The following is a 14,181-nucleotide window of genomic DNA, read 5'->3' on the forward strand; positions in this document are numbered from 1 at the left end:
GGCTGTCATATCAGCCTACCGGGCGGAGACTTAAGCGTAGCAGGGAAAGGTGAAACCAGAAGCCCCGCGCAGTGGCGGCGCGTGGCATCTCAACGATGCTTGCGTTTACGGGCCTCACGATCAGGCTGGCGATGTGTGTTGTGTTGGTACTTTTGCTCTTCATACCTGTGCTGACTGGGTTTGTGATGGCCTATGACATGATGGCGATCCGCGCCTCTGTAATGGTCCCTGCTGCGGTCGTTGTACTCGTGATAGGCGCAACCGGTCATCAGCAGAAACGCCGCCGCCAGGGCGAGCATTGCAAGACGAGCTAGCATGACTGTCTCCTTAAATCTGGGATGGTTTATCCCTGCATGTATGAGACACCCAGCCGGTGTAAGAGGAGGTCAGGGAGGTGTAAAGGCTAGGTAAGGGGTGGGCGAAAACCGGTAACTCCGCGCTGACTGCCCGCGTCGGTTAAACACCGAGCCGTCCGCTAGCCCTTTATTGGAGTAAAGTCGCGATCTCCGGGGAACTTGCACCGTCTCGAACTTGTCCTTGAGTCGCCAGCTTTGTCCGCCGATCGGCACGCTGTGGGCAGGAGCAACCAGCAATCCAGGCGCAAGCGACAGCTCGTGCAGCGGTCCCAGCCATCATTAAACCCTTAGACAGGAGATGCGACGTGAGTAAAACAGCACAGGAATACGCGGATGAGCTGATGCCGCTGGGCCGCCTGCCAGATCCTGACCCAACCCCTGCGGCGCATTTTCGGTTCGTTAATGTCGATGTGGCCGCCGAGGATCGCACCCAGGAAATAAAGAATGCAGTCGCGCTGAGGCTGTGTGAGCGGTTCCAGCTGATGTACCCCGACAGGACGGTCTCTATCGGGCGCTTCGGGATCAATAACGAGGGATGGCGCATGTGTTTCGAGGTGGCAGCTGTATCTGCTGAGGGGTAGCCCCACGTGCCGCATCAGGGTCAGCGCTCGTGGCAGGGCCGGCGCGCGTTGAAGGCGGCGATGAGCATTTTCCTGCCGTGCCGCTTTCCATAGCGCCTATGAACACTGTGGTTTCCAGGCACCAGGGCAGTTAACCCACATCCTGCGCCAGTCATTACATGATGGGGGGAGGGGATATCCTCAGCCTGCAACGAATCCTCGGGCATTCCTGATCACCATGACCATGCGCTATGCGCATCTGTCTCCAGAGCATTTGGAGTCTGCTGTGAGGCTGTCGGCCCTTGCGCAGTGCGGATATACATCTGGGTGATAGCAGTGCAATCAATGCTTTCATTAGGCGGTGATATGGCCAGCATCACAATTCGAAATCTAGACGACGACCTCAAGGCTCAACTGCGCGTGGTTGCCGCAAGCCATGGCCGTTCGATGGAGGAGGAAGCCAGGGTGATCATCCGTCAGGCGCTTTCTCGGCAAGAAACCTCAGGTGGGTTAGGTAGCCGGATTCACTCGCGCTTCGCGGCAATTGGCGGGGCCGATATTGAGCTGCCTGCTCGTACGGACAAGGCCCGATGCGAGCGTTGACGAATGATCCTGCTCGACACCAATGTGTTGCCTGAGCTGATGCGCGCCAAACCATCTCCTCAGGTTCTGGCCTGGGTGGATGCTCAGCCTTCGAGTCAGCTTGTGATCAGCTCGATTACAGTGGCGGAAATACTCTATGGCATTGCACGGATGCCGGACGGCAAGCGCAAGCAAGGTTTGCTAGAGCTGGCGACGCTAATGTTTGAAGCGGATTTTGCCGGTCGCATTCTTCCGTTTGATACAGATGCGGCGGTTCACTATGCAGGCTTAGCGGCTGAGAGTGAGGTGAAAGGGAAGGTCGTGGATATGGCTGACGGGCAGATCGCCGCAATCGCCGCTTTGCATGATGCACGAGTCGCTACGCGAAAAGTTGGTCACTTCGACTACCTGGGCGTTCCCGTGGTTAATCCTTGGGAAGCTTGAGGTGGTCAATCGGTCTATAGGCATCCTGTAGTCACTTCGGAAAACAAAAAAGGGCTTAGCTTTCGCTAAACCCTTGTTTTGTTTGGTGGCTACGCAGGGACTTGAACCCCGGACCCCAGCATTATGAATGCTATGCTCTAACCAGCTGAGCTACGTAGCCGATGTGGCGCGCATTATTCGCGGATTGGACGTTTCTGTCAACCCTGAGATGCTAAATTTTTCGCGTGTGATCAAGTGCTTAGACGTTGAAGCGGAAGTGCATGACGTCGCCATCCTTGACGATGTATTCCTTGCCTTCCAGGCGCCATTTGCCAGCGTCCTTGGCGCCGGCTTCACCCTTGAACTGGATGAAGTCGTCATAGGCTATGACTTCGGCGCGGATAAAGCCTTTTTCGAAGTCGGTGTGGATCACCGCAGCGCCTTGAGGGGCGGTGGCACCGATGCGTACGGTCCAGGCGCGGACTTCCTTCACCCCGGCGGTGAAGTAGGTCTGCAGGTTGAGCAGCTCGTAGCCGGCGCGAATCACCCGGTTCAGGCCCGGCTCTTCCATGCCCAGGTCGGCGAGGAACTCGGCTTTCTCGTCGTCTTCCAGTTCGCCAATCTCGGCTTCCAGTTTATTGCAGATCGGCACCACGATGGCGCCCTCGGCGTCGGCGATGGTACGCACCACGTCGAGCAGGGGGTTGTTCTCGAAGCCGTCTTCGGCGACGTTGGCGATGTACATGACCGGTTTGACGGTCAGCAGGTGAAAGCTCTTGATCAGCTGCTTGTCGTCGTCGCTCAGGGTCTTGAGCAGGGTGCGCGCCGGCTTGCCTTCGCTGAAGTGCGGGATTAGTTTTTCCATCAGGGCCTTTTGCGCCACGGCCTCCTTGTCACCGCCCTTGGCGTTGCGGGTGACCTTCTGCAGCTGCTTCTCGAGGCTGTCGAGGTCGGCGAAGATCAGCTCCAGGTCGATGATCTCGATGTCGCGCTTGGGGTCGACGCTGTTGGAGACGTGGATAACATTCTCGTCCTGGAAGCAGCGCACCACGTGGGCGATGGCGTCGGTCTCGCGGATGTTGGCCAGGAATTTGTTGCCTAGGCCTTCACCCTTGGAGGCGCCGGCGACCAGGCCGGCGATGTCGACGAATTCCATGGTAGTCGGCAGCACGCGTTCGGGCTTGACGATGGCGGCCAGGGCTTCCAGGCGTGCGTCGGGCATCGGCACGATGCCGGTGTTCGGCTCGATGGTGCAGAAGGGGAAGTTCTCCGCGCTGATACCGGCCTTGGTCAGGGCATTGAACAGGGTGGACTTGCCGACGTTGGGCAGGCCGACGATGCCGCAGTTGAATCCCATGGTGTGTCCCTCGCGGAGAGTTAAGAGGTGGCTTTCTGGCTGTGCAGCTTGTGCATCGCTTTGCTCCAATCACCGGCGAGCATTTCCGGCAGCACGCCGAGAGCGAAGTCGATACTGGTGTCGAGCAGTTCCTGCTCGCTGCGCGGGGCGCGGCTGAGGACGAAGTTGGACACCATGCTGCTGTGCCCCGGGTGGCCGATGCCAAGCCGCAGGCGGTAAAAATTATTCTGGTTGCCGAGCTGGGCGATGATGTCGCGCAGTCCGTTATGTCCACCGTGACCGCCGCCCAATTTGAGTTTGGCGACGCCTGGCAGCATGTCGAGTTCGTCGTGGGCCACCAGAATGGCTTCCGGCGCGATGCGGAAGAAATTCGCCAAGGCCGCCACGGACTGGCCGCTGCGGTTCATGAAGGTGGTGGGGATCAACAGGCGAACGTCACGACCCTGATGGCTGAATTTGCCCATCAGACCGAAATATTTGCGATCGACGCTGAGCTTGGCGCCCTGGCTGTTGGCCAGGCGCTCAACGAAAAGGGCCCCTGCATTATGCCGGGTCTGGTCGTATTCGGGGCCGGGGTTACCCAGGCCGACGATCAGTTGTACGGCAGTCATGTCAGGAGCCCTTTCGTGGAAATAGCCCAGCCGCTAATGCGCCTGGGCTGTTTTCCGGTGGTGCGCAGATTACTCGGCAGCGCTTTCGCCTTCGCCTTCTTCTGCTTCTGCGTCTACTTCTTTGGCTACGCGCGAAGCGTGGATGTTAGCCACTGCCAGGTCGTTGCCATGAGCCAGTGCAACCAGTTCCACACCTTTCGGCAGAGTCAGGTTGGACAGGTGAACGATCTGGCCGATTTCAACGGCAGCCATATCGACTTCGATGAATTCCGGCAGGTCTTTCGGCAGGCAGGAAACTTCAACTTCAGCCAGGGTGTGGGAAACTTCGCCACCTTGGGTCTTCACGCCAACCGCGGTTTCCTGGTTGAGGAAGTGCAGGGGGACGTGGGCGTGCAGTTTCTGGCCGGCGACGACGCGGATGAAGTCGGCGTGCATCACGAATTCTTTGGCTGGGTGGCGCTGCAGGGCTTTGATCAGCACGCTTTCTTTATTGCCGTCGACGGTCAGGGTCAGTACGTGGCTGAACGACGCTTCGTTTTCCAGCAGTTTGGCCAGTTCTTTGGCCAGCAGGCTGATCGACTGCGGGGCTTTGTCGCCACCGTAGATTACGGCAGGAACCATGGCAACGTTACGACGCAGGCGGCGGCTCGCACCTTTCCCCAGGTCGGAACGCACTACAGCATTCAGGGCAAATTCAACGGTCATTTCACTTCTCCAAAATAACCAAACCGCCCTTCACGCTTGCGACCAGCGACCGGACGGTTAGGTAATAAGCCCCACCAATACAGTAGGGCGTTTCGCGTTCAGGGCGATTTCCGGGTTAACGGAACATCGCGCTGATCGATTCTTCATTGCTGATGCGGCGCACCGCTTCAGCGACTACCGGGGCGATATCCAGTTGGCGAATACGCGAACAGGATTGCGCGGCGGCGGACAGCGGGATGGTGTTGGTCACCACCAGCTCGTCGAGTACGGAGTTTTCGATGTTTTCGATCGCCCGACCCGAGAGTACCGGGTGGGTGCAATAGGCAAAGACCTTGGCGGCGCCATGTTCTTTCAGCGCTTTGGCCGCGTGGCACAGGGTGCCGGCGGTATCCACCATGTCGTCGACCAGGATGCAGGTACGGCCTTCTACGTCACCGATTATGTGCATCACTTCGGACTGGTTGGCTTTCTCGCGACGCTTGTCGATGATCGCCAGGTCAACACCCAGGGATTTGGCGACCGCACGTGCACGCACTACGCCACCGATATCTGGGGAGACAATCATCATGTTTTCGAAGCGTTGGTCTTCAATATCGTCCACCAGTACTGGTGAGCCGTAGATGTTATCGACCGGGATATCGAAGAAGCCCTGAATCTGATCCGCGTGCAGGTCGACGGTAAGAACCCGGTCGATGCCTACTACGGTGAGCATGTCGGCCACGACTTTGGCGCTGATTGCCACGCGGGCGGAGCGCGGTCGGCGATCCTGGCGGGCATAGCCGAAGTAGGGGATGACAGCAGTGATTCGGGTGGCTGAGGAGCGGCGGAAGGCATCGGCCATCACTACCAGTTCCATCAGGTTGTCGTTGGTTGGCGCGCACGTCGGCTGAATCAGGAAAACGTCTTTACCGCGAACGTTTTCGTTGATTTCAATCATGATTTCACCGTCGGAGAATTTTCCGACAGAGGCATCGCCGAGGGGGATGTGCAGCTGACGTACGATACGTCGCGCCAGATCGGGGTTAGCGTTCCCCGTAAAGACCATCATCTTGGACACGCGCAGTACCTGCCGGCTGAGGGTATACCTGGATGAGTATAGAAAATGGCAGGGGCGGCTGGATTCGAACCAACGCATGGCAGGATCAAAACCTGCTGCCTTACCGCTTGGCGACGCCCCTGTATCGTGTGTAACCCAATGCTGCTTGTCAGTTTATCGCTGCCCTAGGGCAGTAATGGCAGGGGCGGCTGGATTCGAACCAACGCATGGCAGGATCAAAACCTGCTGCCTTACCGCTTGGCGACGCCCCTGTAACTGATGCTACGCATTCACTTCTTTGCCAATACTTCAAGCTCGCGGTGCAACATCGAGATGTTACGACCTTGTGCCACAAAACTTGGCAGAGTGGCTGGAAGTTGGCGGGCGACTTTATCAGCATCGTCCCTGTTTGGGAAGCTCCCAAACACACAAGCTCCAGTGCCAGTCAATTTTGCCGATACGAATTTGTTCAATAAGATCAGCGCGTTACGTACTTCTGGATAACGCTTCTCGACGACTGGCTGGCAGTCATTACGACTACCCCCCTCAAGAAGGCTGCGAACTTTAATGGGCGGCGTATCCCGTGTCAACTCAGGGTCGGAGAAAATTTCCACAGTACTGACAAGTACTTGCGGAATTGCCACGAGAAACCAGGGTTCGCTGAGGGTCATTGGGGTGAGTTTTTCGCCAATGCCTTCGGCGAAGGCTGCGCGGCCGCGCACGAAAACCGGTACGTCGGCGCCCAGGGTCAGGCCCAGGCCGGCCAGGCGCTCTTCGTCCCAATGCAGGTGCCAGAGGCGGTTAAGGCCGAGTAAGGTGGTCGCCGCATCCGAGCTGCCGCCGCCAATCCCGCCGCCCATGGGGAGGCGCTTGCTCAGCCAGATGTCGGCACCCAGCGCGCAGCCCGCCTGTTGTTGCAGGGCACGGGCGGCGCGCACGATCAGGTTGCTGTCGTGATCCACGCCGGGGATGTCGCTGTGCAGGCGGATTGCGCCGTCTGCGCGCGCGGCGAAACCCAGCTCGTCGGCAAAGTCGAGAAACTGGAACAGGGTCTGCAGCTCGTGATAGCCGTCGGCGCGGCGGCCGAGGATGTGCAGCATCAGGTTGAGTTTGGCCGGTGCCGGCAGCCTCAGTTCGGCTGCGGCGGGTATTGCCGGCGGGGTCATTGGCCGAGCTGGCGCGGTTGCCAGTCCTTGATCACCAGGGTGACTTGCAAATCGTGACCGCTCAGCTTGAGGCGCTCGGGCAGCCAGTAGCCATCCTGCTCGGCGTAGCGCAGGTACTCGACCTGCCAGCCATCCTGGGTCAGGTGCGCCAGGCGGCTGTCGCGGTCGAGGGTCAGGCGGCTTCTGCTGTCGGGCGCTGGCAGGCCGCGAATCCACCACAGCAGGTGCGAGACCGGCAGGTTGAGGCCCAGCTGTTGCTGCAGCAGTTGTTCGGGTGAGGCGGCCTGGTAGCGCCCCTGGTTGGCGACTTCCAGCTGGAGGTCGCCTGGGCGCCCGGTCAGTCGTGCGGCGCCGCGACCGAGCGGGCCGGACAGGCGGATGTCGTAATAGTCCTGGCGTTGCAGCCAGAACAGGGTGCCGCTGCCGGAATCCTGCGGGGCGCGAATACCGACCTTGCCGCTGATCTGCCAGGCGTCGAGTCTGCTGATCTGTTGTTTATGGCTTTGCCAGAGCGCCGGGCTGCCTTCTCCTTCGAGGGATTCGCGGGAGGTCAGGCCGGTACAGCCGGCGAGCAGGGCAATCAAGCTAAACACGAGGAGCGGGCGAACAAACATCAAAACGTCTCTGATCCGGTCAGGCGCAGCAGGGTGCTGCGCAATAAAATACTGTCAGGTTGTTGCTTGAGGGCGTTGGCCCAGACTTTGCGCGCCTCACGCTGCTTGCCTTGGGCCCAGAGCACTTCCCCCAGGTGGGCGGCAACTTCGTGGTCGGGGAAGCGCGCCAGCGCTTGGCGCAGCAGGCGCTCGGCTTCGTCGAGGTTGCCCAGGCGATAGTTGACCCAGCCGAGGCTGTCGAGAATCGCCGGGTCTTGGGGGTTGAGGCGCAGGGCTTGTTCGATCAGGCCCTTGGCTTCGTCGTAGCGCGTGGTGCGGTCGGCCAGGGTGTAGCCCAGCGCGTTGAGCGCCATGCTGTTGTCCGGTTCGCGCTCGAGAATGAAGCGCAAGTCCTGCTCCAGCAGATCCAGGTCGTCGCGTTTCTCGGCGAGCATGGCGCGGGTGTAGAGCAGGTTGAGGTCGTCGGGGAATTGCTCCAGCGCTTGCTGCACCACTTGCCAGGCTTGTTCGTGCTGTTCGTGACTGGCCAGGGCTTCCGATTCGATCAGATAGAGCTGGATGGCATAGTCGGGCTGTGCGCCGCGGGCTTGGCTCAGGCGTTGTGAGGCTTCTGCCGCGCGCTTGCTGTCGAGCAGCAGTTGTGCCTGGCGCGCCTGGGCCGGGAGGAAGTCATCGCCGGGACCGACCATAGCGTATTCGATCAAGGCGCTGGGCTTGTCGCCGAGGGCTTCGTAGGCGCGGGCCAGGTTGTAGTGGGCGGCATCGACATGGCTGTCACGTTCGACCAGCTCTTCGAGGTAGACGATGGCCTCGCGCCAGGCTTCGGCTTCCAGGCAAACCAGGGCGAGCGAAAAACGCAGGTCGTCGTCCTGGGGGAATTGCTGCAGCAGTGAGGCGAACTCGCCTTTGGCGTCGTCCAGGCGATCCTGTTCGACCAATAACCGCGCATAGGTCAGGCGCAGGCGTTTGTCGTCGGGGTGCAGGCGGATGCCTTTTTGCAGCAGTGGCAGGGCTTCATCGCCACGTTTGAGGCTTTGCAGCAGCCGTGCGTGGAGCAGCAGTGGGGGGATTTCGTCCTGGTTGGCCGATTGTGCTTCGAGCAGCTCGAGGGCTTCCTGCGGGCGATCGTCCTGCTGCAGGAGCAAGGCTTTGCCGAATAGCAACTGGCCGTTGTCCGGGTACTTGCTCTGCAGGCGATCGAAGCTTTGCAGCAGGCCGGCGCGGGTGTCTGGATCGGTTTCGATGGCGGACAGGGCGAGGAAATCGAAGTGGGTGCTGCCTTTGCGTTGCAGCACCTGCTCCATGTAGACCATGGCTTCGTCATAGCGGCCGGCGCGGGCCAGCTGAATGGCGGCGGCGCGCTGGGCGTCGAGGCTGCCCGGGGCGTTTTTTGCCCAGATCAGTGCGGTATCCAGCGCCGCTTGCTCGGCGCCGAGGTACTCGGCAATCCGGAAACCGCGCTCGGCTACGCCAGCGTCCTGGGTCACCTGGGCCTGCTGCACGTAGTTGCCGATGGCGATATCGAAGCGATTGCGTTGCCCGGCCAGTTCGGCAGTAAGCAAGGCGAGCAGGGTTTCCTGGCTGAACGAGCTATAGGCTTCGGGCTTCGGCGCTTCTGCTACGGCAGAGGCTTCTTCCACTGGCGGTGTGCCGTCTGGTGCGGAGGCGGTAAATGTCTGGCAACCGCTTAATAAAGCAAGGGCGGCCAGCAATGCGAATGATCTATTCATAGGGAGAATGGCGACTTACCTGCGGTCGGGTCATCATGACACAAGCCGTAGGGCAAGCCCATGGGGCGAGGTTCGATAGCTGATTGGTGCCTTATAAGACAATATTCGGCGGTGGTTGTTCTCACTCGGTCGAAGTAGGACAATTGCGCGCTATCTTCCAGTCAGCGACTTTGCATGGCCTTTATTGCCCTCGGTATCAACCATAAAACCGCTTCGGTGGCCGTACGCGAACGCGTGGCTTTTCCCCCCGAGCAGTTGGTCGAGGCTCTGCAGCAGCTCTGCCGATGCACGGCCAGTCGTGAGGCGGCGATTCTGTCGACCTGCAACCGCAGCGAGCTATACCTCGAACAGGATGCGCTGACCGTCGACGGGGTGCTGGTCTGGCTGGCCGAATACCACAAGCTCAGCCTCGACGAACTGCGTGCCTGCGCCTATGTGCTCGAGGACGATGCCGCGGTGCGCCACATGATGCGTGTGGCTTCGGGGCTGGACTCGATGGTGCTGGGCGAGCCGCAGATTCTCGGCCAGATGAAGTCCGCCTATGCCGTGGCCCGCGAGGCTGGCACCGTCGGGCCGCTGCTCGGGCGCTTGTTTCAGGCCACCTTCAGCACCGCCAAGACCGTGCGCACCGATACCGCGATCGGCGAGAACCCGGTGTCGGTGGCCTTTGCCGCGGTGAGTCTGGCCAAGCAGATCTTCAGCGACCTGCACCGCAGCCAGGCACTGCTGATCGGTGCCGGTGAGACCATCAGCCTGGTGGCGCGGCACCTGCACGAACAGGGGGTCAAGCGCATCGTCGTGGCCAACCGCACCCTGGAGCGCGCCAGCAGCCTGGCCGAGCAGTTCGGTGCGCATGCGGTGCTGCTCTCGGACATTCCTCAGGAGTTGGTGCACAGCGACATCGTCATCAGCTCGACGGCCAGCCAGTTGCCGATTCTCGGCAAGGGCGCGGTGGAGAGTGCGCTGAAGCTGCGCCGGCACAAGCCGATCTTCATGGTCGATATCGCCGTGCCGCGCGATATCGAGGCCGAGGTCGGCGAGCTCGACGATGTCTACCTGTATACCGTCGACGACCTGCATGAGGTGATCGCGGAGAATCTGAAGAGCCGCCAGGGTGCGGCGCAGGCGGCCGAAGAACTGGTGGCCGTGGGCGCCGAGACGTTCATGCTGCGCCTGCGCGAACTGGCCGCGGTGGATGTGCTCAAGGCCTATCGCCAGCAAGGCGAGCGCATGCGTGACGAAGAACTGGCCAAGGCCCTGCGCCTGCTCAGTAACGGCGGTGCGGCCGAGGATGTGCTGGTGCAACTGGCACGCGGACTGACCAACAAGCTGTTGCATGCGCCCAGCGTGCAACTGAAAAAACTTTCTGCCGACGGCCGCGTCGATGCGCTCGGTGTGGCCCAAGAACTCTTTGCCCTCGATGAGGGCGCGCCGTCCAACAAAGGCTTGCAATGAAAGCGTCCCTGATCAACAAACTCGACATGCTGCAGGATCGCTTCGAAGAGCTGACCGCGCTGCTTGGCGATGCCGAGGTGATCGGCAATCAGAACCAGTTCCGGGCTTACTCCCGCGAATATGCCGAGATCGAGCCGGTTAATAGCGCGTTTCGGGCGTTTCGCAAAGTGCAGGCCGATCTCGAGGGTGCCCAGGCTCTACTCAAGGACAGCGACCCGGACATGCGGGAAATGGCCGAGGAAGAAGCCAGCGAGGCTAAAGAAAAGCTGATCGAGCTGGAAGACAACCTGCAGCGCATGCTGTTGCCGAAAGACCCCAGCGACGGCCGCAACGTCTTTCTCGAAGTGCGCGCCGGCACCGGCGGCGACGAGGCGGCGATCTTCTCCGGCGACCTGTTCCGCATGTATTCGCGCTATGCCGAACGGCGTGGCTGGCGGGTCGAGATTCTCTCGGCCAGCGAAGGTGAGCACGGCGGCTACAAGGAAGTGATCGCCCGGGTCGAAGGCGACAATGTCTACGGAAAGCTCAAGTTCGAGTCCGGCGCCCACCGCGTACAACGGGTCCCGGAAACCGAATCCCAGGGCCGCATCCACACCTCGGCGTGCACCGTGGCGGTGTTGCCCGAGCCGGATGAACAGGCCGCCATCGACATCAATCCGGCCGATTTGCGCATCGACACCTACCGCTCCTCCGGTGCCGGTGGTCAGCACGTCAATACCACCGACTCGGCGATCCGCATCACCCACATTCCCAGCGGCACGGTGGTCGAATGCCAGGAAGAGCGTTCCCAGCACAAGAACCGTGCGCGGGCCATGGCCTGGTTGTCGGCCAAGTTGAAGGACCAGCAGGAAGCGGCCGCGCACAAGGAAATTTCCGACACGCGCAAATTACTGGTGGGCTCCGGTGACCGTTCCGAGCGGATTCGTACCTACAACTTCCCCCAGGGCCGGGTCACCGACCACCGCATCAGCCTGACCCTGTATTCGCTCAATGAAGTGATGGCCGGTGGCGTCGACGCGGTGATCGAGCCGCTGCTCGCCGAATACCAGGCCGACCAGTTGGCTGCATTGGGCGATTGATCTGCTGCGGTTAACCGATACCTTGTAGGGTGGAAACCCGCAAAGTGGTTTTCCACCAAGGTGTCGCTGGTGGACAACGCTGCGCGGTTGTCCACCCTACGAATCTCCACCAGACGACTGTCATGGCCACCATCGAATCCCTGCTCAACAATGCCGAACTGCCCGACTCGCCAACGCCGCGACTGGACGCCGAGCTGTTGCTCGCCCATGCCCTGGGCAAGTCGCGCAGCTACCTGCACACCTGGCCCGAGCGTGAAGTCGACACCGAGCAAGGCGCACGGTTTGCCGCCGACCTGCAGCGGCGCCAGGCCGGCGAGCCGGTGGCGCATATTCTCGGCCGCCAGGGTTTCTGGAGCCTGGAACTGGACGTCGCGGCGCACACCCTGATTCCCCGTCCGGACACCGAGTTGCTGGTGGAGACCGCGTTACAGCTGATTCCGGCCACTCCCGCGGCGGTACTCGACCTGGGCACCGGCACCGGCGCGATTGCCCTGGCCCTGGCCAGTGAACGGCCGGCCTGGCAGGCGAGCGGGGTCGACCGGGTGCCGCAGGCGGTGGCCCTGGCCGAGCGCAACCGCGCGCGGCTCAAGTTGGCCAATGCACGCTTCAGCGAGAGTCACTGGTTTACCGCTCTGGCCGGCCAGCGTTATCAGTTGATCGTCAGCAACCCGCCGTATATCGCCGCCGATGACCAGCATCTGGGCGAGGGCGATCTGCGCTTCGAGCCAAGCAGTGCGCTGGTGGCCGGGGTCGATGGGCTGGATGATATCCGCCTGATCATCGAACAGGCGCCGGACTATCTCGAACCCAGCGGCTGGCTGTTGCTGGAACACGGCTTCGACCAGGCCGCCGCGGTGCGCGGGCTGCTGGCTGCGCGCGGTTTCAGCGCGGTGGAGAGCCGGCGTGACCTGGGTGGCCATGAACGTATCAGCCTCGGACGTTACGACCATGAGTGAGCAGAACATGCTGAACGATGACGAGCTGCTGCGTTACAGCCGGCAGATCCTAGTGCAACAGATCGATATCGACGGTCAGTTGCGCCTCAAGCACAGCCGCGCGCTGATCGTCGGCCTGGGTGGGCTGGGCTCGCCGGTGGCGTTGTATCTGGCCGCAGCCGGGGTTGGCGAGTTGCACCTGGCGGATTTCGACACGGTCGACCTGACCAACCTGCAGCGCCAGATCGTCCATGACACCCAGAGCGTCGGCCAGAGCAAGGTCGACTCGGCCTCGCGGCGCCTGCTGGCGATCAATCCACAGCTGCGCCTGCAGTGTCATCGGCAGGCGCTGGACGGCGATTCCCTGGCGGCAGCCGTCAATGCGGTGGATCTGGTGCTGGACTGTTCGGACAACTTCGCCACCCGCGTGGCGGTCAACGCCGCCTGTGTGGCAGCCAAGGTGCCGCTGGTCAGTGGCGCGGCGATTCGCCTGGAAGGGCAGCTTTCGGTGTTCGATTCACGGCGTGCCGACAGCCCCTGTTATCACTGCCTGTACGGCCATGGCAGCGAAGCCGAGCTGACCTGCAGCGAGGCCGGCGTGGTCGGTCCGCTGGTGGGCTTGGTCGGCAGCTTGCAGGCCTTGGAAGCCCTGAAGTTACTGGCGCAGTTCGGTGAGCCGCTGGTCGGTCGTTTGCTTCTGATCGATGCGCTGGGCTCGCGCTTTCGTGAATTGCGGGTCAAACGTGATCCGGCCTGCAGCGTGTGTGGCGGTGCTGGCCGTGAGTAATAACGCGCCAATCGGCGTATTCGATTCCGGCGTTGGTGGCCTGTCGGTGCTGGGCGAGATTCGTGCATTGCTGCCCAATGAGTCGCTGCTGTATGTGGCCGACAGCGGCCATGTGCCCTATGGCGAAAAAAGCCCGGAATTCATCCGCCAGCGCTGCCGGCTGCTGGCCGCCTTTCTTCTCAAGCAAGGCGCCAAGGCACTGGTGCTGGCCTGCAACACCGCAACCGCGGCCGGTGTTGCCGACTTGCGCGAGCTGTACCCGCAGTTGCCGATCGTCGGCATGGAGCCAGCGGTCAAGCCGGCCGCCGCCGCGACCCGCTCGGGGGTGGTCGGTGTGCTGGCCACCACCGGTACCTTGAGGAGCGCCAAATTCGCCGCCTTGCTCGACCGCTTCGCCAGCGATGTGCGGGTGATTACCCAGCCTTGTCCAGGCCTGGTCGAGCGGATCGAGGCCGGCGAACTGGATGGCGCGCAGACCCGCGACATGCTGCGCGGCTGGGTGCAGCCACTGCTGGACGAGGGCTGCGACACGCTGATCCTCGGCTGTACCCATTACCCCTTTATCAAACCGGTGTTGCGCGAGTTGCTGCCACCGTCAGTCAGCCTGATCGACACCGGTGCGGCGGTAGCGCGGCACCTGCAGCGCATGCTCGGCGAGCGCCAGTTGTTGGCCGGTGGGCCAGCGCAGGTGGCGCGCTTCTGGTCGAGCGCCGAGCCGCTAAGCATGCAGGCGGTATTACCCGGGTTATGGGGCGAGCCGGCGCAGGTTAGGGCGCTTTGACTGC

At 61.6% G+C, this 14,181-nt stretch carries 16 protein-coding genes, 3 tRNA genes and 1 pseudogene; 9 read left to right on the forward strand and 11 right to left on the reverse strand.

The window, feature by feature from the left end:
* Nucleotides 1–89: 89 nt before the first annotated feature.
* Complete coding sequence (locus VCJ09_RS04810) at nucleotides 90–317, reverse strand: hypothetical protein (RefSeq protein ID WP_324733351.1); 228 nt, start codon at nucleotides 315–317, stop codon at nucleotides 90–92.
* Nucleotides 318–661: 344 nt separating this feature from the next.
* On the opposite strand from VCJ09_RS04810, the gene VCJ09_RS04815 reads away from it, so the two are divergent.
* The 4 genes and pseudogenes from VCJ09_RS04815 (at nucleotide 662) to VCJ09_RS04830 (ending at nucleotide 1,942) form a co-directional block, all read left to right on the forward strand.
* Nucleotides 662–937: a hypothetical protein gene (locus VCJ09_RS04815; RefSeq protein WP_324733352.1), complete on the forward strand. Its 276-nt coding sequence runs from the start codon at nucleotides 662–664 to the stop codon at nucleotides 935–937.
* Nucleotides 938–1,007: 70 nt separating this feature from the next.
* Nucleotides 1,008–1,247, forward strand: a pseudogene (locus VCJ09_RS04820) (tyrosine-type recombinase/integrase); the annotation flags it as partial.
* A gap of 35 nt (nucleotides 1,248–1,282) precedes the next feature.
* On the forward strand, nucleotides 1,283–1,519 hold the full coding sequence (locus tag VCJ09_RS04825) for a FitA-like ribbon-helix-helix domain-containing protein (RefSeq protein ID WP_324733353.1): 237 nt from the start codon (nucleotides 1,283–1,285) through the stop codon (nucleotides 1,517–1,519).
* Nucleotides 1,520–1,522: 3 nt separating this feature from the next.
* The gene (locus tag VCJ09_RS04830; RefSeq protein ID WP_324733354.1) at nucleotides 1,523–1,942 is read left to right on the forward strand and encodes a type II toxin-antitoxin system VapC family toxin; all 420 of its coding nucleotides are present in this window, start codon (nucleotides 1,523–1,525) and stop codon (nucleotides 1,940–1,942) included.
* An 83-nt stretch (nucleotides 1,943–2,025) separates the two neighbouring features.
* On the opposite strand, the gene VCJ09_RS04835 is transcribed toward VCJ09_RS04830, so the two are convergent.
* The 10 genes from VCJ09_RS04835 to VCJ09_RS04880 all read right to left on the reverse strand — a co-directional run bounded on the left by VCJ09_RS04835 (nucleotide 2,026) and on the right by VCJ09_RS04880 (nucleotide 9,140).
* Nucleotides 2,026–2,102, reverse strand: a tRNA-Met gene (locus VCJ09_RS04835).
* A gap of 78 nt (nucleotides 2,103–2,180) precedes the next feature.
* Nucleotides 2,181–3,278, reverse strand: coding sequence for a redox-regulated ATPase YchF (gene ychF / locus VCJ09_RS04840; RefSeq protein ID WP_324733355.1), 1,098 nt, complete (start codon nucleotides 3,276–3,278; stop codon nucleotides 2,181–2,183).
* Nucleotides 3,279–3,298: 20 nt separating this feature from the next.
* A complete protein-coding gene (pth, locus tag VCJ09_RS04845; protein WP_324733356.1) occupies nucleotides 3,299–3,889 on the reverse strand; it encodes an aminoacyl-tRNA hydrolase in 591 nt (196 codons plus the stop codon).
* A gap of 69 nt (nucleotides 3,890–3,958) precedes the next feature.
* On the reverse strand, nucleotides 3,959–4,594 hold the full coding sequence (locus VCJ09_RS04850) for a 50S ribosomal protein L25/general stress protein Ctc (protein WP_324733357.1): 636 nt from the start codon (nucleotides 4,592–4,594) through the stop codon (nucleotides 3,959–3,961).
* 115 nt (nucleotides 4,595–4,709) lie between these two features.
* The gene (locus tag VCJ09_RS04855; RefSeq protein ID WP_079204847.1) at nucleotides 4,710–5,651 is read right to left on the reverse strand and encodes a ribose-phosphate pyrophosphokinase; all 942 of its coding nucleotides are present in this window, start codon (nucleotides 5,649–5,651) and stop codon (nucleotides 4,710–4,712) included.
* Between the two features lie 46 nt (nucleotides 5,652–5,697).
* A tRNA-Gln gene (locus tag VCJ09_RS04860) sits at nucleotides 5,698–5,772 on the reverse strand.
* A gap of 55 nt (nucleotides 5,773–5,827) precedes the next feature.
* Nucleotides 5,828–5,902 (reverse strand) — tRNA-Gln (locus VCJ09_RS04865).
* Nucleotides 5,903–5,920: 18 nt separating this feature from the next.
* Nucleotides 5,921–6,796 (reverse strand): 4-(cytidine 5'-diphospho)-2-C-methyl-D-erythritol kinase, encoded by an 876-nt coding sequence (gene ispE / locus VCJ09_RS04870; RefSeq protein WP_324733358.1) that lies wholly within the window; start codon nucleotides 6,794–6,796, stop codon nucleotides 5,921–5,923.
* On the reverse strand, nucleotides 6,793–7,410 hold the full coding sequence (gene lolB, locus VCJ09_RS04875) for a lipoprotein insertase outer membrane protein LolB (RefSeq protein ID WP_324733359.1): 618 nt from the start codon (nucleotides 7,408–7,410) through the stop codon (nucleotides 6,793–6,795). The genes ispE and lolB overlap by 4 nt, the downstream gene beginning before the upstream one ends.
* A complete protein-coding gene (locus VCJ09_RS04880) occupies nucleotides 7,410–9,140 on the reverse strand; it encodes a tetratricopeptide repeat protein (protein ID WP_324733360.1) in 1,731 nt (576 codons plus the stop codon). Before VCJ09_RS04880 ends, lolB begins: the two co-directional genes overlap by 1 nt.
* Nucleotides 9,141–9,314: 174 nt before the next feature.
* Between VCJ09_RS04880 and hemA the strand changes: the two genes are divergently transcribed.
* The 5 genes from hemA (at nucleotide 9,315) to murI (ending at nucleotide 14,177) form a co-directional block, all read left to right on the forward strand.
* Nucleotides 9,315–10,595 carry a glutamyl-tRNA reductase gene (gene hemA, locus VCJ09_RS04885; RefSeq protein WP_324733361.1) on the forward strand — a complete coding sequence of 427 codons (1,281 nt, stop codon included), beginning with the start codon at nucleotides 9,315–9,317 and terminating at the stop codon, nucleotides 10,593–10,595.
* Complete coding sequence (gene prfA / locus VCJ09_RS04890; RefSeq protein ID WP_324733362.1) at nucleotides 10,592–11,674, forward strand: peptide chain release factor 1; 1,083 nt, start codon at nucleotides 10,592–10,594, stop codon at nucleotides 11,672–11,674. The genes hemA and prfA overlap by 4 nt, the downstream gene beginning before the upstream one ends.
* 122 nt (nucleotides 11,675–11,796) lie before the next feature.
* On the forward strand, nucleotides 11,797–12,630 hold the full coding sequence (gene prmC, locus VCJ09_RS04895; protein WP_324733363.1) for a peptide chain release factor N(5)-glutamine methyltransferase: 834 nt from the start codon (nucleotides 11,797–11,799) through the stop codon (nucleotides 12,628–12,630).
* Between the two features lie 7 nt (nucleotides 12,631–12,637).
* On the forward strand, nucleotides 12,638–13,396 hold the full coding sequence (locus VCJ09_RS04900) for a molybdopterin-synthase adenylyltransferase MoeB (protein ID WP_324734595.1): 759 nt from the start codon (nucleotides 12,638–12,640) through the stop codon (nucleotides 13,394–13,396).
* Complete coding sequence (gene murI / locus VCJ09_RS04905) at nucleotides 13,389–14,177, forward strand: glutamate racemase (protein ID WP_324733364.1); 789 nt, start codon at nucleotides 13,389–13,391, stop codon at nucleotides 14,175–14,177. The genes VCJ09_RS04900 and murI overlap by 8 nt, the downstream gene beginning before the upstream one ends.
* Nucleotides 14,178–14,181 lie beyond the last annotated feature (4 nt).

The organism is Pseudomonas paeninsulae (assembly GCF_035621475.1).
GTDB lineage: Bacteria > Pseudomonadota > Gammaproteobacteria > Pseudomonadales > Pseudomonadaceae > Aquipseudomonas > Aquipseudomonas paeninsulae.